Here is a 20658-nt window from a genome sequence, read left to right as displayed (position 1 = left end):
AATATTGCGAAATAATTTGCTTATTGTCTTGTTCTTTTACTTGCGAAAGGGAACTGCTGTAGAATTGTGAAATCAATGTGTTAGGTTTCGAGTTTATACACTTATGAACGCATAAAAAAACTCAACGAAAAAAGTCCCGTTGAGAACGAAAAGCTATTGTACTAAGCGATTTATAGGCATTGGTCATCGGGATACAAGAGCCCCGTTGTCCTATATATGAGCTACATTTTTTGCTTTTATTTTGGCTAACCGCAGTAAATAAATGATAAAGACAACGACTAGTAAACCTGCAGCTGTCAAATAAACAGAAGCATAGCCTGCTTGCACGGCCACCATCCCTAGAATATAAGAACCTAGTGCAATGCCGAGGTCAAACATCGTAAAGTAGGTTGCAGTTGCATAACCACTGCGCGTATGTGCTGTTGATTGTACTGCTAAAGCCTGTAAGCTCGTGGTCACAGCCCCATAACCGAAACCAACAAAAATAGCTGCACACAAAAATAATGCTGGTCCTGAAACAAATGCCAGCATAATCAGACCGATTGCAAACGATATTATGCCCGGTATAATCACAAACTGCGGCCCTTTTGTATCATAGAGCTTTCCTGTATACGGACGTGTAATCAGCATCGCTGCCGCAAACACTGCATAAAATAGACTGGCCACGGCCATTAAATCCTTTTGCTGCGCGTAGACCGATAAAAACGATAATACACTGGCATATGAAAAAGCCACTAAGCTTGCAATGGCAGCTACTGGCAATGCTTTACGTTCAAATAAATCATTCATCTTAAATGTCAACTTGCCTTGATGTGCAGGCTGCGGTAAATCATCCGTATTCACCGTTACGGCTAATAGGCCACCTGCTAAAACACAAATACTCATGACAATAAATAACACATTAAAACTACTATATTGAATGAGTAGTAGGCCAATGAATGGTCCAATAACGACCGCTAAGTTCGTAGACATTGTAAAATACCCTAGCCCTGTACCCTTGCGACTCACTGGTACAATATCCGCCGCTAAAGAACCTGCTGCGGTTGTGATAATGCTAAAAAATATCCCCTGCACAAATCGTAAACCGAGTAACAGTCCAAATGGATGAATAAATAAATATAAAACCGTACATAAAAAATAGCCGATGATCGAAATAACTAATAGTTTTTTCTTGCCAAAGACATCCAATAATTTTCCCGAAAAAGGACGGACAATAATAGCGGATAACAAGAAACCTGATAATAAAAGTCCCGCTTCCTTATCGGTTTGATGAAGCTCGCCGATTGCATAAAGTGGTAATGTCGTGACTAAACCATAAAAAACAAAAAATACAGTTATATTCGTTATAAATAAACTAATAAACCGCTTTGTCCATATTTGTGTACTTCCTTCTTGCTGCATGTCTATCAACCTTTCATTTTTTGCAATAGGGTCAGAAATTGCTGCTGTTCTTCCGCAGTCAGTGAACCGACCATTTCTGCCTCAAACGCCAAAATGGTTGCCGTAATTGCTGGTAAGCGTTGCTCAGCCATCGCTGATAATGTCACGATTTTTTCACGCTTATCGTCGCCATCGACGCGTTGCACCCAGCCTAAATCTTCAAGCCGAGAAATGGCTCTAGTGATGCTCGGTGCTTCGATATTCAAATACTTCCAAATTTGCGTTAACGACATAGCACCGTGCTTCTGCAAGCAATATAAAATAGTCCATTGCGAACTATACAGATTATGCTGTTTCAATACTTCATTTAAACTATTCGTTAAAAAGCGACTTTTTTGGAATAAAGCATGGAAGATTGGATTCATATTATCACCGCCTAAATTATTTACCTAGCTAAATAAATACTATACGCTTGATTTTTTTCATTGTAAAGAAAGTTGCTTACCTATGGACCTATGACACTATCTAGTGGCGATTTCCCTGTGTGTTAGCAGCGATTTTCTCTATGTTACTGGCGATTTTCCACGCGCTATCAGTAATTTCGCTTTTTCGAACACTAACTGATCGTCGTATTATCTTTTGGGAAAATCACCCTGTTCGGCAGGGAATCTTCCTATAGTGTCGAATAAAGTTACTAGATTGACAAAGAAAAGGAGTTGGAAAGATGGGGAAAAACGTTTTAATTATTGCTGGTGACGCGGTTGAGGCGTTGGAAATTTTTTATCCATATTATCGTTGCTTAGAGGCTGGCTATAACGTGACGATTGCTGCACCTTCTGTGAAGAAATTACAAACGGTACTACATGATTTTGTGGAAGGCGTCGATACATACATCGAACGTCCTGCGTATGGCTTAGAGGCTCATTCTGCCTTTGCAGATATTGATCCATCGACATTTGATGGCTTAATCATTCCGGGTGGCCGCGCACCAGAATACATTCGTTTAAACGAGCATGTCCCAGCGATTGTCAGCCATTTCTTTGAAGCCAATAAACCCATTGCCGCAGTTTGTCACGCAGCGCAAATTTTCGCGACTATTCCTGAGGTCCTCAAAGGGCGAGAGCTAACAGCCTATATTGCCTGCAAGCCCGAAGTTCAAGTAGCCGGTGCCACTTATATTGAGGCCAATTTGCATACAGATGGCAATCTCGTAAGCGGTCATGCATGGCCTGATTTACCTGGTGTCATGCGGGAATTCATTGAAAAATTACAAGCTTAATGCAAAAGAGGATGCCTAATACCCTATAGGCACCCTCTTTTTTATCTAGCCATTTCTTGAAACTCAATATTGACCACTTTTTCCGTTACGGTCGTATACTTGATTTTTACATAAACGCCGAATTCCTTGTTACCTTCTTTTAGCCACAATTTAAATTTTTCAATCGTTGCATCTGCCGAAGTTTCCTTTCCTTCATGCAGATAGTCAATAATTTTCGCTTGGGGATATTTGGCTTGTGTCTCTTTCATGGCGAGCCTTCCCCATTTTGCATAACTTGGGGCTTGTTGTTGTGCATGAACAATCGTTGACATATGAAGAGGAGCAGCATTAACCATCAAAAAAATGCCAAGTGCCATAAATAATTTTCGCATCATCGAACGCCTCCTTTTACTATCGATTGCGCTAATTACTGAATAGCATGTATTCGTTGGAACGTGAAAAAATGGCATCGGCACTGCATAGCCTCAAAAAGTCATGCCAACAAACCTTTATCAATTTGGTATAAATGTGCGGAATCAGTAAAAAATAAATACGCCAAAACTATTCGTAATCGTTTTATTTATTACTTTGTTTTGGTTGTTGCACGTTATTATGAATCACTGCATTAAACTCAGCTGAATATTCTTCACGATCATTGTTGTTCTTCTTTTTATGTTCTTGCTTTTTCTTTTTAAAACTTGTTTTACCTTTCTTCGCCATTACCGTTCCACCTCCAGCTAAGATTAGTTATTTTCTTTTATTGGATTGTTGATTTTTATCATGGTTCGTTTTATTATTTTTGTTTTTTGCCTTGGCATCAAATTCGGCAGAGAATTCTTCGTTTAGGTTGTCATTTGGGTTATTGTTATTACTATTACTGTCATCAAGGTCTTTGCTTTTATAGGTATCAAAAGGATTGTGCGTTCTGGCATTCATGGTCTTTTTGTTGTTTTTATTATTTCTATTGCCCATAGCTCCTCACCTCCTACTTGTAATGTGCTCAGGAAAGCAAGATTTATGCTTTGGGGAAAACTTCAATGACAGAAGACACCTGTACATTTTGTAGAAGTTTTCTACTCCTAACTTCGGCATAAAATTTTTTCGCATGACCCAAACAGTATTTAAACGGGACTGTTTGCATGCAATCAATGTCACCCCTTTGTTCGCTCCATTTGTTAGTGACATGACTACGCAAAAAAAAACGCCCCAAGCCCTTTAAATAAAAGCATCGAAGCGTTTTTTCTATAGCTTTTAGAGCTTCTCTTTAAACTGCTACACTTTGCTTGCGTCATTTTGAAGTAGCCTAAATGCTCTTTCAGTGTCGTATTCCCTGAGATGGCATTTGATATTTTACATGCTGTTCATATCTCTTTCATCATAGTAAAGGTATTATGTATATTCACAGAAAAAATGTACATCACCAATTTATTATTTATTAGTAATGTACATTTTTTTGTCCTTTAGACAATCGTATATTCAGTTATGTTTAGTAATGCACCGACAGCACCTGAGAAGCCGTGGTCATTAATAAAGATCGGTGTATGTTTTTTTGTACGTGTGTAATTGGCGATAACATTCGCAAGATGTTCGTTATTGCTAAGGGTTGAACCGATATAGACAATATGTTGGGCATTTTTTTCCTCAGCATATTGAATACTAAGTGTTGTAATTACTTCTCCAACAAGGCCTTGAACAGTAGCAATAATATCTTCTGCTGGGTGTTTGACGTACTCTGTAATCCCCACTTTCCCAAAATTACTGGCAGTCAGATGCCCATCGATTGGTGTATCCATGCCTTGATAAATATCTTTTACGAGTAAGTCTATACCCTCTCGATTTCCTTTATCAGCCTTTTCTCTGATTTCATTATAATCGGTGATTCCTGTTGTAAGCGCTGACAAACCAATCAATGTACCACCGCCGACGCCCGTCCCACCTACACGAATATGCGTGTTTCCTTCCATATAATGAATCGAAGTTCCTGTACCAATATTGGTAATCATACTACGTTCAAAGAAATATCCTCCTTTATTTAACAAAAAGCGGACACCTTTCAAGGTAGCTTCAAACTCTACTATATAATGAATCGATTTCATTGTTTTAATGACATCAAGTAATTGTTCCGTACGTCCCCCCGTAACACCAATATCCTCAATATCTGGTTGATTAATAATCCAATCCTTTACAGCCTGCAAATCATTAGACGGAAAAGTTAATAGAATAAGTTCATTTTGCTCGTCTAAATAAGCAACTTTCGTCAATGTGCCGCCTGCGTCAATACCTATAGCCTTTGGCATACCATTCTCCTTTAACTTTATTCAGTAGAAATCTCCTATCTCTATAGATGATGAGATGAATACTAGTTTAGCTTTTATTCAATGGATACTTAAGCGTCCTGAATATAGTTCATGCCTTCAGCAAATGTCACGGATTTTGAAACGAGTAATTGTGTTTGCACAAATCAAAACCTCAATGCCATGTTTATCTGCTCGTTAGGTAACAGCAAAGCATGAGCGACAATTATGCCGAGACGTAATTGAATATTCGCCCCTCCTAAACTTTACCCCTGTTGAAATGATTGTGCAATAACTTAGCAAACTTTCATGAAAAAAACACGAAAAATATCAAAATTCTTTTATAATTCATACGATTTAGGTGATGCATTTTAGTAGCTTTCGCCTAATTTACGGTTGCTAACACTTCAAGCAAATAAAGTTATACTTTATCATTATTCTAGCAAACAATGCAAAAAAGTGAAAATGCACTAACTTCAATGCATTTCCACTTTTTAAATGATCTATGTTGTGCTACTTAACGTGCTGAGTATCCACCATCAATCACTAGCTCTCCACCTGTAATGTATGAAGCTTCATCAGATGCTAAGAATAGAATGGCTTTTGCAACTTCATCGGGTTGTCCAAGACGACCCATTGGTGTTGCCCGAATCAACATATCCATCGCTTCTTTGAATTGACCAATGTTTGCAGTCATTGGTGTTTCGATAACACCAGGGAAAACTGTGTTTACACGGATATTGAATTGACCGTATTCTGCGGCAGCCGCACGTGCAATTGCACGTAAAGAACCTTTTGACGCTGAATATTCGTTGAAGCCAGAACCGATAATTGCTGTATACGATGACGTATTTACAATGGATCCTTTACCAGCTTCTTTCATATATTTAGATACGTGTTTAATCCCTAAGAATGGACCAAATGAGTTGATTTTGTGCATCAATGCCCAATCTTGATCTGTAATGTCTTCTGGCATTTTTTTGCCGGCAATACCCGCATTGTTAATTAAAATATCAATACGACCATATTTATCAACGACCGCTTTTGTCACTTGTGCCCAGTTTTCATCGGAAGAAACGTCTAGTTTCATGCCTTCTACGTTTTCTAATTCAGAAATTTTTGCTAGGTTTTCTGCGTTAATATCAGCGGCAATCACTGTTGCGCCCTCTTTTGAAAACAACTCTGCCATTGCGGCACCCATACCTGATGCGCCCCCTGTAATAATAGCTATTTTATTGTCTAATCGTCCCATTTTCATAACTTCCTCTCATTGATATTCGCATGGCATCGCTATGGTGACTTGACACTCGATAACAACCGCCAATTGCTTTAAGCTTCACATTTTTGTTTATCAATATAATGTATACACTTAAATAGTTTACTATTAAACTTTATCACTTTTTTTGAATGTTTACAAAGAATATGACCGTAAATTGAACAATCTGTTTTATCTTTCCACACTTTTGCGATACGATATACTATAGAAGTGGTACCAATTGAACGGAGGAATACAAGTGAAAGATCAAAAAACACTCTATAAAGAAGCGATGCACGTGTTAAAAGAAACGAGTCGCACATTTTATATACCGATTACATTTTTAAAAAATGATTTAAAAATGTCCGTTGCGGCGGCTTATTTGGCGATGCGTGCGATTGATGAAATCGAAGACCATGAAATGCTATCCAACGATATAAAATTCGATTTACTTACAGCTACGAGTGAATTATTAAATACAGACTTCGATGCGGAAGCATATGCTGCATTATTAGCTCCTTATGCTGAGCAATTGCCTGAAGTATCACTACGTTTAGCTGATTGGCTGATTTTTTGCCCAGAAGGCGCACGTAACATTGTCCAAGCGTCCACAAGTGAAATGGCCTTTGGGATGGCAAAATGGGCAAAAGCAAACTGGCAAGTGCATACACGTGAGGATTTGGATGATTATACATACTACGTGGCAGGGCTGGTTGGTACAATGCTATCAGAGCTTTGGGCGTGGGGTGCAGACGTTCAAACAGATCGTGAGTTGGCAATTGGCTATGGGCGTGGGCTACAAGCCGTCAATATTTTACGCAATCAACACGAGGATATGAACGAACGCGGCGTGAGTTTCGTGCCAGATGGATGGACCCGCGATGATTTATTTGCCTATGCGGAGGAAAACTTGGCGAAGGCTGACTTGTATATGAAGGATATTAATAAACGTACGGTCTTATTGTTCTGCCGCCTTCCCCTTGCATTAGCACATAAAACGTTGAAAGCAATGCAAGATGGCCGTGAAAAGATGACACGCGCCGAGGTGGAGCAAACAGTGGAAGAGATTCAGGTGCCTGGCACTCAAACAATTCACGACAATTCATAAACATGCAAAAACCCCTGGGCGCAGGGGTTTTTTACTTTTCACATGACAGTTATGAATTTACTAATGATTTCATAGCCAAAATAGAGTGAAAGTCCTGATAATAGTGCTAACACGACTTGCTCTACTTTGCCACCCGTTTTCGTTGTGAGTGGAAAACGCACCGGAATTTTGATGGGGAAAAATAATTTCACCCCTTGTTTTGTGCCCATATCGAGCAGGATATGACTGACCATTCCGACTAAGATTCCTGCGGTAATGGCGTCATAGGGAATAAAGGAATGCAGCATGGTCATGACTAGAAGTAAGAAAAGCAAACTATGTGTGAAGGAACGATGACCAAATAGCTTATTGACGATTTTTGAAATAATGGGAAACGTGCGCCCGATTTTACTACCGCCATGGCATATATCCGGAAGTAATGCACCGACAATGCCCGCTCCTACTAAGACGAATGGATTATCATTGGAAATTTGTGCAAAGGCAAGGCTTGCAGTGATGCCCCCAACGATATGTGTATTCCCTTGCATAATTATTAACTTCCTCTCCTTATGTATGGATAAAATTCTACTTTCCTAATTTAACACACTTCACCTAAAAAGAGAACACACATTCCGAACATACACTCGTATTATTTTCTACATCAATATTTTTCAAATCATGTCCCTCTTTTAGTGCACCAACGATATATATTAAGTGAAATGAAAAATGCCTCGTCTGGCATTTCTCAGCTCACAAATAGACTAAAAGGAGATGTGACGAGTATGAACTTACTTATAAAAGAATCCCCTCTACAACTGTTGCCCTCACTCGCGGTAAAAATCGGACTAAATCAAGCCCTTGTTTTACAGCAAATGCATTATTGGTTGCGCTTATCTAAAAATTATAGAGACGGTCATAAATGGATGTATAAAACATTAGAGGACTGGCATAAGGAATTTCCATTTTGGTCAAAAAGTACACTTGAGCGGACAATTCGAAAACTGGAGGAACAACAGCTAATCGTTGTCGGCCATTATAATCGCATGAAAACAGATCGTACCAAATGGTATCGTGTCAATCAACAGGCGATTGATGACCTTTGTGCTGATTTCCCTACGCAAGATGAGGACATGCAAACCTGCGAAATGACGGCATCCACACATGAAACTTCAAAGCTTGCATCTCGGCAAAATGAGAACATGGTTGATTGCAATGTGACATCACCAATACCAATAGATTACACAGAAAATACAACAGAGAATTCCTCATTAGATGTACAGCGTAACGATGCATCTGCGCCAACAGCCGAACACTTTTATAGTCACAACGGCTTTGGTCGTTTAAATCCTTATGTCACTGACAAAATAGCTTATTGGAAAAAAGAATTAACCGAGGAATTAGTGCTATTTGCCATGACAACAGCTATCGACAACAATGTCCCGAAATGGAGCTATGTTGAATCTGTGTTAAAGGATTGGCGGCAACAACAACTTACAACGGTGGCGGAAGCATTATTTTATAAGCAATCCTTTCACACCAAAAAACAAGCGTTACAGTACAAACAACACAGCGAAATCATGCCACATTGGTTTCATAAGCGTCACAACGGACATTTCCCTGTGAATCATGTACTTCCTAGTGATTTTGAGGCAGAGCGTCAAAAAATACTAAACAAATTGACCAGTCAAAAGTCATAATCCACAACAATTCAGGAATTTATTGTATATCTAGTAGGAGAAAAGATAAAAATAAGTACTGGAGGTTATTATGAAATCTTTTAAAGGCATTTTATTTATCATCATTATCATGTGTAGCAGTGCTTTCCTTTGGTATTTTGCGAAGCCCATAGCACCCATTCATGTACTTAACAAACTCAGTCATATGATTGCAGGCTTGGCGATTACCGGATTCTTTCTTGTATTTTTATTATCTACAAGAATTAAAATCATTGAACGCTGGTTCCACGGCCTAGAGCATGTCTATGTTTACCATAAATATCTGGCTATTTTATCTTTGGTGTTCGCGATCTTACATGGACAATTACAAAAGATGGTACCAAACTGGGATAAAGTGCAAAAAACGCCATTCACTGAATTAGCTAAAAACTTTGGAGAAATCGCTCAATATGGCTTTATCGCCCTTATTTTAATCCCACTTTTTGCTAAATTCCTAAAATATGAGCATTGGCGCATCATCCATCGACTATTAGTGATCCCTTATGCATTCGGCCTGTATCATGTCTATTTTTCAAGTCGCTATGATTTACTACAGCCAACGCCTTTAGGCATTTTTACTGCGAGCACTGCCACCATCGGATTTATGTCAGCCCTGTACATGCTGACAATGTATCAAGACATGCGCTTTAAGCACACCGGTAAAATTACAGGCATTCGAAAAATTGCTCCAAGCGCTGTTGAATTACAATTGACACTCGATAACAAACTACCTTACCGCCATGGTCAATTTATCTTTTTGAAAATTTTTCAAGAGGGGTTAGAAGAAGCACCACACCCCTTCTCCATAACGGCTGGAGATGGGCAAAAAATAGTCGTCACCATTAAGGCTCTCGGCGATTTCACTAAAAAAGTGAATACTATGATTCAATTAAATACACCCATAGCGATTGAAGGTCCCTATGGATATTTAAACTTTGAAGCTGGCCAACAACAACAACTATGGATTGCTGGTGGCGTAGGCATTACGCCCTTTTTATCGTATCTAACATCGGCACCCTCGACTCAAAATATTGAATTATTTTACAGTTATCGCGGTCAGGACGACGCCATCCACACAGAGTTTTTACAAGACTATGCAAAAAACAATGAACACTTCAAAGTGAATTTGATTGATACGACGCAAATGGACAGGCTCTGTTTTGCCGATTACAGTGTGCCCGCCCATACTAGCATCTTCATGTGTGGCCCTGAAAAAATGGTAAAACGCTACGCAAAGCAATTCAAATCCCACAATCGTGATGTCGACCTCAACTATGAAGCCTTTAAATTTAGATAATGGAAAGTGTGACCTTTTTGCATGCATTAATCATGACCATCATTTTTTATGGCGTTGTTCAACTTGTAAAAAAGACCTCACAAAAGTATAATAAATATAAGAATTGAATAAATTAAAAAGACTGATTGATGGTGGTACATCAATCAGCCAAATATAATAGCAGGTTCCCTCAAAGGGACTGGCTACTTATAGGTTAGCTAACCCATCTGAGCCGTTAACTCAAGGATGGGTTATTTTTTATGGTTAAATGAAAGAATTGACACAATCAATGCAGCGAACGTAAGCGCAAACATCAATGCTTCAAATACTGTCAATGGCACCACCCCCTTTCAACATGGGAGTGAGCCAACCACCCTTGAGTCACCTAACTATTATCTTTCAATTATAACACACATACGTTCTATTTTAACTACAAAACGAAACTCCAATCAGTGGAAGTTTTCTTCATCTCTCACTGATTAGTAAATAAACCAAGACAGTTGATTGCCCGCCTCGTTGACTGGCTGCCATGTTATACTAAAGCCTCAATTTTTTCATAAAAGAAATGGAAGACCTACTTTTTACACCTTAAATTTCCCTGATTCTTCTTGAAGGTTTGTGGCAAGTTTGGCTAACTGCTCAGAAGCTGACGCCATTTCATTCATTGTAGAGGCTTGTTCCTCCTCTATTGATTTTTCCAGTTCATTTGATGAGCTGAAATAGCTAATCATGGACATGCTCCCTAAAAATACTGCAATAATTGGAATAAGAATACCGATTTTCGCCATAAGCTTGAGATTTCCTAATAGCTTCCTCATTTCCCTTCACCCCGTAAAAGTAATTTCCCCTTCTATTTTCATCTATTGTATACATGGCAGAAAGGTATTTTATTTTAATTTTTTGTAACTTTTTGTACAAATCTTGAGAAAGGAGCTAAACACTTCGGAGCAGTCAAATCTGGGAGAATTCCTGTAACCGTCAAAGGTATTTTGACAATAAAACCTCTTATCGTCATCATTATTATTTACTTGCAAAAGCAAAAGCCGGATTCTCTATGGCTCGAATCCAGCTTGGCTAATATAAATTTGATCTTCCGGAAAAATACGTAAAAATCGCTGCTGTACTTCTTTATAGGCGTGCGCTCCATACCAATCTTCTAACCCTAGCTCTGCATATAATTTATCAATGCCTAATTTTTTTGTGCGTTTGCCCCCACTGCCATCTCCCATAAAATAATCATCAATGCATATTCGATTGACGAGTGGCTTTAATTTATCAGGAAAATATTCGCTACTTGGTAAAACAGGCGCTATTGCCACTTGGGTAGCTATGCCTGCATCCGCCAATTTTTGCAGGGTTTTTAAACGTGCTTGAATAGGTGGTGCCTCGGGTGTAAAATGCCTGCGCATGGTTTCCGAATCGGTTTCAATGGTCATGCTTACTCGAACTTTATCTTTAAAGCGCTGTAATACATCAATATCGCGACTGACAAGTGGGCTTCTCGTTTGTACTAATAAGAAATCGGGCGGATTTTGTGCCATCACCTCTAATAAAGAGCGTGTCACTTTTTCCTGATATTCTATCGGTTGATAGGGGTCGGTACTTGATGACATAAAAATAGTAACTTTCCCCTTTTCTTTCGCTCTACGAAGCTCTTTAGCAAGTAGAGTAGCTGCTCCCTGTTTGACATCCACCCAATGCCCCCATTGGCCTTCTCGAAAGAAAGCTACAGGCATTTGCCGTACATAGCAATAAGAACAACCAAAGGAACAGCCCGTATATGGATTGAGAGAATGCGTGTATCCCGCAAGAAAGCCTGTCCCTTTATTAAGTATTGTTTGCGGATTTTTATAGAACAATTCACTTTTCAAATCGCTCCCTCCTCCATGTAGAAAAATTCATTTACTGCTAGGATTCCCGGCTTTCCATATCCAAAAGTTGCGTCTTCATGTCCAATCCACCTCGATAGCCGGTTAATGAGCCATTCTTGCCTACCACACGGTGACATGGAACAGTCATTAAAACTGGATTAGCGCCAATCGCCGCTCCGACAGCACGAACAGCTTTCGGCTTATTGATGGCATTGGCAATATCCGAATAGGACTTCGTCTGTCCATAGGGAATCCCACAAAGTGTATGCCAAACGGCAAGTTGGAATGCTGTACCATGGTAATCACATGGAACTGTAAAGATTTGTCGTGTTCCTTCTAGATACTCCATGATTTCATGTGCATAAGGGCTAAGCTGTTGTTCATCTTCCACAAGCGGGCTTGTTGGATAATGTTTCAGCACCCATTCAGCTAATTCGTCAAAGGGTTTGTTGGGGGAACCAACAAACGCCAGGCCTTTAGAAGTGCAAGCAAGATAGAGACGCCACTCTTTTACCTGTAACTGAGACCAATAAATGGTTGGCTTATCCTTTCTCATCAATTATCTCTCCCCCTTTAATCATTTGGCGGTATTGTGCGGGTGTATGACCGATTTTCTTTTTAAACAAAGTTATAAAATAGGGCGTATTCGTTATTCCCACACATGTAGCGATTTCTTCAATTGATTTATTCGTCTGCCTCAAATACTCTTTAGCTGCACTTAATCGAAGATGCTGGATATATTCTACAGGCGTAATGCCGTTCAACTTTTTGAACGTTCGCTGTAAATGATAGGGACTGCCATGCGCGATGTCTCCCAATGTTTCAAGTGTTAATTTTTCTGTGAAATTTTTATCGATGTATTGTGTGACTTGCGTTACCCATTCACTGTCAGGCAATCGCTCGTTCGTTGGCTTGCACCGTTTACATGGACGAAATTTTGCGGCTAAGGCTTGCTGCGCATTATGAAAAATACAGACATTTTCTTTATTCGGCACACGCGATTTGCAAGATGGTTTACAGAAAATTTTCGTGGTCTTGACCGCATAGAAAAATATATTATTGTACGAAGCATCATTGCTAATAATGGCTTGCCATTTTTCATCGGTCATTACGCCATAATCGTCGTTGTCTTGAATGCTTTCCATTTACTCACCTCTCCTTTCATAAAAATTCCTTCAACTCTGCTACCTGAAATGTTACTTTATTTTGCATCATGAAAAATAATGCCTAGACCATACCTCTCACCAGAAGTAACTGTACTTACGCCATGACGTACCGTATTTTTATAGTACCCTCTTTTACCAAGGACAGGGCGATAATGAGTAGGAAAAATAAGCGCACTGCCCTGTTCTAACGTAATTACATGCCCCCTGCTTTGAGCACGCGGAATTTGTTCTACTAAGAGGGATTCACCACCGGTATAATCTTTCTCTCGGTGATTTAATACAAATACTACTTGAAAAGGAAAAAATACATCGCCATATAAATCTTGATGCAAGCAATTATACCCACCTTGTTGATATTTTAATAGTAAGGGTGTCGGTCTTAGTTGTTCATATTGTGCGCATATTTTCAAAAAATCTTGAAGAGTCTCTGGAAAAGGTTGCGGTTTTTTTAAATAATGCAACCATCGATTTGCTGTCTTGGCTAATGGCGGATAAAAAGATTCTCTTAAATTTTGGATTAGTTCAGGTAATGGGTAGGAAAAATATTTGTACTGTCCATTGCCAAAACGATATCTTGTCATGTTGATTGTCGTTCTGTATGACGCTTCTCCACTATACAGCTCCATAAAGAATTCACACTCTTGTGGCGTTAAAATTACTGGCAGCTTTGCAAATCCGCTTGCATCTAAGTCATTTTGAATGGATGCCCAATCGAGGCTTTGTATACGCAATGCTATATCCTTGACCATGTTTCATCCTCCTATTATCATCTGGATAACTAACACTATAACCCCATGAAATCAAAAAAATAAGGCTTTTAGAATGTAATAGCAAGATAACAAAACAAATAAAAGATTATGATTGGGTACAGTCAATATGCATTTTGATAAATCAACAAGAGGTGAATGACCATTGATAACACATAACATACAGGAAGAACTTGTCATTACATTACCGAAAGAGTTTGACATGAAAGCAAACTTTGACTATTTAACAAGGGAGAAGAATGAATGCATGTACGAAGTCGACAATGATTTACTTACAAGAGTCATTGTCATTGGAGACACTGGGTTTTTAGTACAGCTACGGGTAATTGCTAATCAAGAAATGGTCGTTGGATTTTTAGGTGATGCGAGACCTACGAAGGATTGGCAACGACAAGAGATTGTCCAATATATTCGTGCATGGTTTGATCTTGATAACGATATTGCGCCATTTTATGAATTGGCACAGACAGATTCATTACTGAAAACACCAGTTAAAAATTTCTATGGCTTGCGTCTTCTTGGTATCCCCGACTTATTCGAGGCTTTATGTTGGGGTGTTTTAGGACAGCAAATAAACTTAGCCTTTGCATACACATTAAAGAAACAGTTTGTGGAGGCATTTGGCGATTGCATTGAATGGGATGGTAAAAAATACTGGATTTTCCCAACCTATGAACGCATCGCACAATTAACACCTTCCGACCTATCCAGTATAAAAATGACCGTCAAAAAAAGCGAATATATCATTGGCATCGCAAAGTTGATGGTAAGTGGTGAAGTGTCAAAGGAGAAATTAATGAACATGTGCTTTGACGAGGCTGAAAAAAACTTAATTCAGATACGTGGCATCGGTCCCTGGACAGCCAATTACGTGCTCATGCGCTGCCTCCGATTCCCAACAGCTTTTCCAATCGATGATGTCGGACTCATTAATGCTATAAGAGATAGCTGTCACATGGACCGCAAGCCTACAAAAGATGAAATCTTGAAACTGTCCTCTCCCTGGAACAATTGGCAATCCTACGCGACCTTTTATTTATGGCGTGTGCTCTACTAACCCATTACAGTGAGAATGTAGGAACATCAAAGGCATCTAGATGTATGTAACGTCTAGATGCCAGTCGTATGCATTTGTTAAAATTAACATAGAATGAAAAAAAGACTGAGTACAGTAACACCCAGTCAAACAGTAATAAGAATGTTTGGCTCAAAGAGTTACCCCCCTGCTTACACGGCGTTAGCGGAATGGTGGTTACTTCTTTTTAATGAAAGAGTTTGTAAGTATTAATTATACATTTTTAATAATGATTAGTCGCAAACTCTTTGTGACTATAACAAATCGAATGAATTCATTCAGTTAAACTTCATATTCGCTATAACAATTATCTCTACTTCTTTATTCCTCCACCTCAATTAAATATATCCCTTGCAAAAATCCCCCGCGTTGCTCCCTCTTCAGCACACGTACTTGTTCCAATTGCTCATACGTCACTCCGTAAATAGCTAAAGCTGTATGTACTAACTCTAAGATATCAGCAAGTTCCTCGACTGCCTCTATTTTAGAAGTTGCCTCTTGAAGCTCCAGTGCTTCCTCTTGCATTTTTGTCTTAATTTCCCTTAAATGTGCATTAGGTTCTAATATACTCGTCACACATGTTTTACCAGTAGCTTCAATCATTTGAGGAATCAAATCTCGCACTAACTTATGATAGACAGGCATTGTTATGCACTCCTTTTTAACGATTAACACTCATCATTTCCCGTACCTCTGCTGAATCGTTTGGACATGTCGGCTTTTTACTTCTTGCGATACTTGCATTTGGGGCAAAAGCTTCTTATAGATAGCTTCAATTTCAGCTTTTGTAAAATATTGTTTGCCAGCTTGTTTTCGCGTTTCAATAAAGTGCTGTAAATCTTCGCGTTTTATAACGTGAACATTGTGCGAAGTCACCTCAATCTTTTTCAGCTCGCAGCGTTCGCTAAAGATAATCACAGAATGAATCACTTCACTTGGTAAAGCTAAGAAATCTTGAACAGCTCGAATATGTGTTGCATTTTGGCGAATCGGATTATAAAACTTAAATTTTTTCTTATTGGGCATCGTTTGTGTCCAATGTTGATGTGCTTCATTACCAAAAATCCAACCACTATAATTTTTCGATTCAATCACATATAACCCCGTTCGATCAATGTATAGTAAATCAAGCTCCGTCAGATCCTGTGACTTTCTTTTTGGTACATAAACATTCACTAATTGCTGATGACTATTCAAAGCATGCTTTTCGATAATACGTGATGTTAAATACTCACCATACCTGCCTTTATCGAACATGACCTTCATCAAATTATGTTTTGTCAGTTGATAATAAATACTTTTTCGATAACCCCTCTGTTTACAATAAAAGGCTAGTGTTACCGTAATGCATACTAGTAACAACAGGATTAACATCAAATCCTCCCCCCTAGCAATAGCGACATTTCCGCTAAGATTTTTCAGAACAACTCATACACACTTTTCTCACCTCAACGGCAACTGTAAAAGATCAAATAATTATATAATTTTAAAACCTAAAACAAGCATAACCCCATTTCTAAATTTTGGAAAGAGTTAAAATGTAGTTGTTTAATTTTCGATATAATCTACATCAATGCTAATGACTGCTGAATCCGCACAATGGCCTATTAACTTAAATCTCAGAAGTGTGCTCATGATGTAACTGGCGATTTTCACTAACAGGAATGACTACATTTTAACCATTATGGTAAATAAAACACATGAACTCAAACAAAAAATCAATAAAGTTAAACAACAAATTAATATTATTGATTTTTTATATAAAAAAATTTAATTTTATTATTTATTTTTTAAATTTCTTGTTATATAATCGAATCAACCAAAGGAAAGGAATTTCATTATGGCTTATAAAGTAATCACAAATTGTCCTGTCTGCAGTAAAACATTGAAAATTACAAAGTTGCAGTGCACTCATTGTCACACGACAATTGAAAATGAGTTTGAATTATCTAAGCTGGCCTCCTTATCACAGGATCAGCTTCATTTTGTGGAAGTATTTTTAACATGCAGAGGGAATATCAAAGATGTTGAAAAAGAACTCGGGATTTCGTATCCAACAGTTCGTGGCAAGCTAACAGACATCATTTCATCCCTTGGCTATGTGCAGAAGAAGAAGAAAAATGAGGTAGACGAGAAAAAGATTGTTACCATGTTGGAAAATGGCGAAATTACACCAGAGGAAGCCATTAAGCTCTTAAAAGAGGAATAAGGAGGAACTTATCATGAAAGATGAAATTACAAGAGTGTTAACAATGGTTCAAGAAGGCAAGATTGATGCAGATAAGGGATCAGAACTGATTGAGATACTACAAGGAAAAGAAGAAACAGCAAATAAACTTTTGGAAAAACCGACTAAATATTTAGATAAAATGTTAAAAGTTCGTGTTGTCTCAGCCGAAAATGATAACGTCACGGTTAATTTGCCGATAAAACTTGTCAAAGTAGTACTAATGGCTGGACACAGTATCGCAGCGAGTATCCCTCAAGCGGAAAAATACGTGAAAGATATAGACATAGGCCTTATTTTGGAAGCAATTGAAAACGAATTAGATGGCCAAATCGTTGATATTAAATCGGCAAACGGGGATACCGTTTCGGTTATCATTGATTAGTGATTTACTTATGATGCATGTAAAAGTGAAAGCAAAAGACATTCGGTTTACCATCCCAGTTCCATATGCTATTTTGAACATTATTATTTCCATTTTGTCGTCAAAATTGTTACAGAAATATGCAAACAAATGGACAAAAGAGTATTTCGAAAGAAAAAAACTGGACTTTACCTTTCCACCCATAGACAAACAAACGCTAATACCTATTGTCAAGGAACTGCAAAATTATAAAGGAATCGTGCTAGTAGATGTCAAAGCTAAGGACGGTACTGAGGTAAAGGTTAAGCTATAATGCATGATCGCCTACACCGACCACTAACTAGCTTTTCAAAGAAAAAGCCTAATTTCTCGCATACAATACCGAGAAATTAGGCTTTGTTGCTTTAATAATAGCCCCTATTGCTGAAAAAAGAGCGTTCGTTTTCATCATTGACGTTCCCGCTAAAATAAAGATCTTACCAAACACGTCCCCTGTAAGATAGTCAATGGCTTACACTGCCACTTTATTCAACTGTCGTAATGCAATGTTCTAGTTTTTTGTGAGCTGGCATATCCTTTGTCGATGTTTCTTTTAGAGAAGTATACCAACGGCTTCTAACATAATTGTATTTTTTATCAAATTTTACATTCATCAGTGAAAGTATACCTACATAAGATAGTCTAGTATTCTCTAAAGATTCCCAGAGATTTACTGGGAAATTCACTAAAAATTACGCAAAAAGTGGTATAGCTTTACTATTCTAGTATTTGTTATGATTAGAAAGCATTTTTAAGAAAAGGAGGTTTTTTGATGAATTATTATGATCCTTATTACAGTGATTATGATGCGGTCTTTGGTGGTTTCCTATTAATTTTCCTTTTGGTGTGCCTTGTATTGGCTATTATCGGTTATATTATTAGTTCACTGATCTATTTTATGGCGTCCAAAACGAATGGCTTTAGCGATGTTGCTTACATTGCATGGATTCCCATTATTAACGTATACAGCCTTTTCCTCTTGACGGCAAATGGTGAGGATGATGCTACAGTCCGTGCAGCCGCGAAAAAGACTACACTGATTTATGCGGGATTATTTATTGTTTCATTTGTCCCATTAGTGGGTATTATCGCTTCACTTGCCATGCTGGGCTATGTGATTTACTACTCCTATCGTTTAATGTATCGTTGGTCAGGTGAATCTGGGAAAGCTATACTTTACATTATTTTATCGATTATCACGGGTGGTTTATTCTTTATGATTTATGGCTTAATGCGCATGAATCGTCCATTCAAGGTTTAATTACTTGCACACATAAAGTGCAGTCAAAAAATCCTCTTTTTTCTCTTAAGAAGAAGAGGATTTTTTGTTGTTTTGCACTCAAATTCACCTAAATAATGCCTGTTCCAGTCTGGTCTTGCCGCCCTTCTTTGGCATCTTCAATGATAATACCGTTTATTTTCATAGAAAGGGACAGCCGACAGTTCGCAAACTGAAGGTTGCCCCCTTTTTACTTTTTGACTGTGTTAAATGCAAAAATAATTTTTCACCTCCCCAAAACTAAGGTAAGTGCCTTGCCTCTCCTACCCTATGTCAAAAAAATAGGTCAATTGAAGGAAAAATATGCTATATTATAGTTAGAAAATTCAGAATTTCATCTGCAAAGGGGATCCATGACTATGTATGAAAATATTTTAAGACATCCAGGGCCAACGCCTATTCCGAAAAAAGTTCAACTTGCCATGAATCGGGATATCTTCAGCCATCGGAGCACTGAATTTGTTGAGCTTTACCGCGAAACCATTGAACTTGTTAAGCCGATTTTTGGGACAAAGCAAGAAATTTTACTCCTGCCCTCAGGCGGTACAGCCGCATTGGAAGCTGCAGCAGTCAATACCGTTGCTGCTGGAGAAGAGGTTGTTGTCATTACAGTTGGTGCATTCGGCGACTATTTCGTTTCGATTTGCGAACAATATGGCTTTCACGTACATAAGCTAGAAAAACAATGGGGACAAGCCTGCACAGCACAGGAATTACGTGAATTTTTACAGCCATTACAACATATTAAAGCTGTTTTTATCACGTACAACGAAACGTCAACGGGTATTTTAAACCCAATTGCTGAATTGGCACAGGTTGTGCGTGAGGAAAGTGACGCGTTATTGATTGTGGACGGCGTTAGCTGCATTGGCGGCACCCCCGCTGAAATGGATGCCTGGGGCGTGGATATTCTCGTTACTGGCTCACAAAAAGCGCTGATGCTACCGCCTGGGCTTTCACTAGTTAGTGTCAGCGAAAGAGCATGGCAAGTGATTGAAGAAAATCAAGCACCTTCTTATTACTTAAATTTAGCAAGCTATCGTAGTTGGGCAGAAAAAGGCATGACACCGAATACCCCTGCCATCACACTTATTTATGGGCTACATGAGGTGTGCACACTCATCGAGGCAGAAGGAGGCTTTGCCAAAACTGTAGCCCGTCATGAACTCATGAAAAATATGGTGCGCAGTGCTATGAAAGCCCTTAATATCGATTTGTTAACAACTGACGAATACGCATCACCAACGATTACAGCCATCATGGCACCAGCAGGCATTGCACTAGGTGATTTCTTGACGCATCTAAAACAACAGTACCATTTAGATTTTGCTGGCGGACTTGGTCATTTACAAGGACAAATGTTCAGATTTGGCCATATGGGCTATTGCTTTCCGAGCGATGTGTTACAGGCCGTTTCTTTAATGGAAGCAGCATTGCAAGACTTTTCTTATGATTTTGAGCCGGGTGCGGGCGTGCGCGCAGCCCACGAAGTATTTTTAACCGCGCAACGCAAATAATTAAAAATTGAACTACTAAAAAAGCATTCTCGGAACAAATCAAACTGTCCCTTGAATGCTTTTTCTCTTCTTGTATTTAGAGTGCGTT

The 20658-nt window shown here is 38.7% G+C and carries 25 protein-coding genes; 10 read left to right on the top strand and 15 right to left on the bottom strand.

Going from position 1 to position 20658, the window contains the following annotated elements; genetic code table 11:
• Positions 1–210: 210 nt before the first annotated feature.
• Both C9J31_RS08835 and C9J31_RS08830 read right to left on the bottom strand, forming a co-directional pair.
• Positions 211–1401, bottom strand: coding sequence for an MFS transporter (locus C9J31_RS08835; RefSeq protein WP_107948103.1), 1191 nt, complete (start codon positions 1399–1401; stop codon positions 211–213).
• 5 nt (positions 1402–1406) lie between these two features.
• The gene (locus C9J31_RS08830) at positions 1407–1805 is read right to left on the bottom strand and encodes a MarR family winged helix-turn-helix transcriptional regulator (RefSeq protein WP_107948105.1); all 399 of its coding nucleotides are present in this window, start codon (positions 1803–1805) and stop codon (positions 1407–1409) included.
• Between the two features lie 299 nt (positions 1806–2104).
• Here C9J31_RS08830 and C9J31_RS08825 point away from each other — a divergent pair, with 299 nt between their 5' ends.
• Positions 2105–2659, top strand: a complete 555-nt coding sequence (locus tag C9J31_RS08825) for a DJ-1/PfpI family protein (RefSeq protein ID WP_107948106.1) — start codon at positions 2105–2107, stop codon at positions 2657–2659.
• A gap of 41 nt (positions 2660–2700) precedes the next feature.
• On the opposite strand, the gene C9J31_RS08820 is transcribed toward C9J31_RS08825, so the two are convergent.
• The 5 genes from C9J31_RS08820 to C9J31_RS08800 all read right to left on the bottom strand — a co-directional run bounded on the left by C9J31_RS08820 (position 2701) and on the right by C9J31_RS08800 (position 6184).
• On the bottom strand, positions 2701–3033 hold the full coding sequence (locus tag C9J31_RS08820) for a YqzG/YhdC family protein (RefSeq protein WP_327323228.1): 333 nt from the start codon (positions 3031–3033) through the stop codon (positions 2701–2703).
• Between the two features lie 181 nt (positions 3034–3214).
• Positions 3215–3358 (bottom strand): hypothetical protein, encoded by a 144-nt coding sequence (locus C9J31_RS08815; RefSeq protein ID WP_167395940.1) that lies wholly within the window; start codon positions 3356–3358, stop codon positions 3215–3217.
• Positions 3359–3385: 27 nt separating this feature from the next.
• Positions 3386–3610: a hypothetical protein gene (locus tag C9J31_RS08810; RefSeq protein WP_107924299.1), complete on the bottom strand. Its 225-nt coding sequence runs from the start codon at positions 3608–3610 to the stop codon at positions 3386–3388.
• 488 nt (positions 3611–4098) lie between these two features.
• Positions 4099–4935 carry a type II pantothenate kinase gene (gene coaW, locus C9J31_RS08805; protein ID WP_107924298.1) on the bottom strand — a complete coding sequence of 279 codons (837 nt, stop codon included), beginning with the start codon at positions 4933–4935 and terminating at the stop codon, positions 4099–4101.
• 514 nt (positions 4936–5449) lie between these two features.
• Positions 5450–6184, bottom strand: coding sequence for an SDR family NAD(P)-dependent oxidoreductase (locus tag C9J31_RS08800; RefSeq protein WP_107948108.1), 735 nt, complete (start codon positions 6182–6184; stop codon positions 5450–5452).
• Positions 6185–6446: 262 nt separating this feature from the next.
• Here C9J31_RS08800 and C9J31_RS08795 point away from each other — a divergent pair, with 262 nt between their 5' ends.
• Positions 6447–7295, top strand: a complete 849-nt coding sequence (locus C9J31_RS08795; RefSeq protein WP_107948110.1) for a squalene/phytoene synthase family protein — start codon at positions 6447–6449, stop codon at positions 7293–7295.
• A gap of 38 nt (positions 7296–7333) precedes the next feature.
• On the opposite strand, the gene C9J31_RS08790 is transcribed toward C9J31_RS08795, so the two are convergent.
• Entirely contained in the window at positions 7334–7822 is a 489-nt protein-coding gene (locus C9J31_RS08790; RefSeq protein ID WP_107948111.1) for a metal-dependent hydrolase, read from the bottom strand.
• Between the two features lie 234 nt (positions 7823–8056).
• Here C9J31_RS08790 and C9J31_RS08785 point away from each other — a divergent pair, with 234 nt between their 5' ends.
• The gene (locus C9J31_RS08785) at positions 8057–8971 is read left to right on the top strand and encodes a DnaD domain-containing protein (protein ID WP_193766995.1); all 915 of its coding nucleotides are present in this window, start codon (positions 8057–8059) and stop codon (positions 8969–8971) included.
• A gap of 70 nt (positions 8972–9041) precedes the next feature.
• Positions 9042–10286 carry a ferredoxin reductase family protein gene (locus tag C9J31_RS08780; protein WP_107948115.1) on the top strand — a complete coding sequence of 415 codons (1245 nt, stop codon included), beginning with the start codon at positions 9042–9044 and terminating at the stop codon, positions 10284–10286.
• A gap of 560 nt (positions 10287–10846) precedes the next feature.
• On the opposite strand, the gene C9J31_RS08775 is transcribed toward C9J31_RS08780, so the two are convergent.
• The 5 genes from C9J31_RS08775 to C9J31_RS08755 all read right to left on the bottom strand — a co-directional run bounded on the left by C9J31_RS08775 (position 10847) and on the right by C9J31_RS08755 (position 14051).
• A complete protein-coding gene (locus C9J31_RS08775) occupies positions 10847–11083 on the bottom strand; it encodes a hypothetical protein (RefSeq protein ID WP_153062513.1) in 237 nt (78 codons plus the stop codon).
• A gap of 234 nt (positions 11084–11317) precedes the next feature.
• Entirely contained in the window at positions 11318–12136 is an 819-nt protein-coding gene (locus tag C9J31_RS08770; protein WP_107948119.1) for an SPL family radical SAM protein, read from the bottom strand.
• Positions 12137–12173: 37 nt separating this feature from the next.
• The gene (locus tag C9J31_RS08765; RefSeq protein ID WP_107948121.1) at positions 12174–12692 is read right to left on the bottom strand and encodes a methylated-DNA--[protein]-cysteine S-methyltransferase; all 519 of its coding nucleotides are present in this window, start codon (positions 12690–12692) and stop codon (positions 12174–12176) included.
• Positions 12679–13281: a bifunctional transcriptional activator/DNA repair enzyme AdaA gene (locus tag C9J31_RS08760; protein ID WP_054767564.1), complete on the bottom strand. Its 603-nt coding sequence runs from the start codon at positions 13279–13281 to the stop codon at positions 12679–12681. Before C9J31_RS08760 ends, C9J31_RS08765 begins: the two co-directional genes overlap by 14 nt.
• A gap of 56 nt (positions 13282–13337) precedes the next feature.
• A complete protein-coding gene (locus tag C9J31_RS08755; protein ID WP_107948123.1) occupies positions 13338–14051 on the bottom strand; it encodes a 2OG-Fe(II) oxygenase in 714 nt (237 codons plus the stop codon).
• A gap of 163 nt (positions 14052–14214) precedes the next feature.
• Here C9J31_RS08755 and C9J31_RS08750 point away from each other — a divergent pair, with 163 nt between their 5' ends.
• Positions 14215–15126, top strand: a complete 912-nt coding sequence (locus tag C9J31_RS08750; protein WP_107948124.1) for a DNA-3-methyladenine glycosylase family protein — start codon at positions 14215–14217, stop codon at positions 15124–15126.
• 339 nt (positions 15127–15465) lie between these two features.
• Here the strand turns inward: C9J31_RS08750 and C9J31_RS08745 are convergent, their stop codons facing one another.
• Together C9J31_RS08745 and C9J31_RS08740 are read right to left on the bottom strand one after the other, a co-directional pair.
• Positions 15466–15789 carry a nucleoside triphosphate pyrophosphohydrolase gene (locus C9J31_RS08745; RefSeq protein ID WP_107948126.1) on the bottom strand — a complete coding sequence of 108 codons (324 nt, stop codon included), beginning with the start codon at positions 15787–15789 and terminating at the stop codon, positions 15466–15468.
• Between the two features lie 33 nt (positions 15790–15822).
• Complete coding sequence (locus tag C9J31_RS08740) at positions 15823–16518, bottom strand: nuclease-related domain-containing protein (RefSeq protein ID WP_107948128.1); 696 nt, start codon at positions 16516–16518, stop codon at positions 15823–15825.
• A 466-nt stretch (positions 16519–16984) separates the two neighbouring features.
• On the opposite strand from C9J31_RS08740, the gene C9J31_RS08735 reads away from it, so the two are divergent.
• The 5 genes from C9J31_RS08735 to C9J31_RS08715 all read left to right on the top strand — a co-directional run bounded on the left by C9J31_RS08735 (position 16985) and on the right by C9J31_RS08715 (position 20570).
• Positions 16985–17353 (top strand): DUF2089 domain-containing protein, encoded by a 369-nt coding sequence (locus C9J31_RS08735; protein ID WP_054767563.1) that lies wholly within the window; start codon positions 16985–16987, stop codon positions 17351–17353.
• 13 nt (positions 17354–17366) lie between these two features.
• Positions 17367–17756, top strand: a complete 390-nt coding sequence (locus C9J31_RS08730; RefSeq protein ID WP_107948130.1) for an SHOCT-like domain-containing protein — start codon at positions 17367–17369, stop codon at positions 17754–17756.
• 10 nt (positions 17757–17766) lie between these two features.
• A complete protein-coding gene (locus tag C9J31_RS08725; protein ID WP_107948275.1) occupies positions 17767–18048 on the top strand; it encodes a hypothetical protein in 282 nt (93 codons plus the stop codon).
• A 498-nt stretch (positions 18049–18546) separates the two neighbouring features.
• On the top strand, positions 18547–19035 hold the full coding sequence (locus tag C9J31_RS08720; RefSeq protein ID WP_107924288.1) for a hypothetical protein: 489 nt from the start codon (positions 18547–18549) through the stop codon (positions 19033–19035).
• A gap of 377 nt (positions 19036–19412) precedes the next feature.
• A complete protein-coding gene (locus tag C9J31_RS08715) occupies positions 19413–20570 on the top strand; it encodes a pyridoxal-phosphate-dependent aminotransferase family protein (protein WP_107948131.1) in 1158 nt (385 codons plus the stop codon).
• Positions 20571–20658 lie beyond the last annotated feature (88 nt).

This window comes from Lysinibacillus parviboronicapiens (assembly GCF_003049605.2).
Classification (GTDB): domain Bacteria; phylum Bacillota; class Bacilli; order Bacillales_A; family Planococcaceae; genus Lysinibacillus; species Lysinibacillus parviboronicapiens.
The sequence above is the reverse complement of the archived record's forward strand: the minus strand, read 5'-3'. Positions and strand labels throughout refer to the sequence as shown.

Bases quoted from the DNA above. Each gene is read 5' to 3' on its own strand.
- C9J31_RS08835 (WP_107948103.1), bottom strand. From the start codon at position 1,401: ATGCAGCAAGAAGGAAGTACACAAATATGGACAAAGCGGTTTATTAGT.
- C9J31_RS08830 (WP_107948105.1), bottom strand. From the start codon at position 1,805: ATGAATCCAATCTTCCATGCTTTATTCCAAAAAAGTCGCTTTTTAACG.
- C9J31_RS08825 (WP_107948106.1), top strand. From the start codon at position 2,105: ATGGGGAAAAACGTTTTAATTATTGCTGGTGACGCGGTTGAGGCGTTG.
- C9J31_RS08820 (WP_327323228.1), bottom strand. From the start codon at position 3,033: ATGATGCGAAAATTATTTATGGCACTTGGCATTTTTTTGATGGTTAAT.
- C9J31_RS08815 (WP_167395940.1), bottom strand. From the start codon at position 3,358: ATGGCGAAGAAAGGTAAAACAAGTTTTAAAAAGAAAAAGCAAGAACAT.
- C9J31_RS08810 (WP_107924299.1), bottom strand. From the start codon at position 3,610: ATGGGCAATAGAAATAATAAAAACAACAAAAAGACCATGAATGCCAGA.
- coaW (WP_107924298.1), bottom strand. From the start codon at position 4,935: ATGCCAAAGGCTATAGGTATTGACGCAGGCGGCACATTGACGAAAGTT.
- C9J31_RS08800 (WP_107948108.1), bottom strand. From the start codon at position 6,184: ATGGGACGATTAGACAATAAAATAGCTATTATTACAGGGGGCGCATCA.
- C9J31_RS08790 (WP_107948111.1), bottom strand. From the start codon at position 7,822: ATGCAAGGGAATACACATATCGTTGGGGGCATCACTGCAAGCCTTGCC.
- C9J31_RS08785 (WP_193766995.1), top strand. From the start codon at position 8,057: ATGAACTTACTTATAAAAGAATCCCCTCTACAACTGTTGCCCTCACTC.
- C9J31_RS08780 (WP_107948115.1), top strand. From the start codon at position 9,042: ATGAAATCTTTTAAAGGCATTTTATTTATCATCATTATCATGTGTAGC.
- C9J31_RS08775 (WP_153062513.1), bottom strand. From the start codon at position 11,083: ATGAGGAAGCTATTAGGAAATCTCAAGCTTATGGCGAAAATCGGTATT.
- C9J31_RS08765 (WP_107948121.1), bottom strand. From the start codon at position 12,692: ATGAGAAAGGATAAGCCAACCATTTATTGGTCTCAGTTACAGGTAAAA.
- C9J31_RS08760 (WP_054767564.1), bottom strand. From the start codon at position 13,281: ATGGAAAGCATTCAAGACAACGACGATTATGGCGTAATGACCGATGAA.
- C9J31_RS08755 (WP_107948123.1), bottom strand. From the start codon at position 14,051: ATGGTCAAGGATATAGCATTGCGTATACAAAGCCTCGATTGGGCATCC.
- C9J31_RS08745 (WP_107948126.1), bottom strand. From the start codon at position 15,789: ATGCCTGTCTATCATAAGTTAGTGCGAGATTTGATTCCTCAAATGATT.
- C9J31_RS08740 (WP_107948128.1), bottom strand. From the start codon at position 16,518: ATGTTAATCCTGTTGTTACTAGTATGCATTACGGTAACACTAGCCTTT.
- C9J31_RS08735 (WP_054767563.1), top strand. From the start codon at position 16,985: ATGGCTTATAAAGTAATCACAAATTGTCCTGTCTGCAGTAAAACATTG.
- C9J31_RS08730 (WP_107948130.1), top strand. From the start codon at position 17,367: ATGAAAGATGAAATTACAAGAGTGTTAACAATGGTTCAAGAAGGCAAG.
- C9J31_RS08725 (WP_107948275.1), top strand. From the start codon at position 17,767: ATGATGCATGTAAAAGTGAAAGCAAAAGACATTCGGTTTACCATCCCA.
- C9J31_RS08720 (WP_107924288.1), top strand. From the start codon at position 18,547: ATGAATTATTATGATCCTTATTACAGTGATTATGATGCGGTCTTTGGT.
- C9J31_RS08715 (WP_107948131.1), top strand. From the start codon at position 19,413: ATGTATGAAAATATTTTAAGACATCCAGGGCCAACGCCTATTCCGAAA.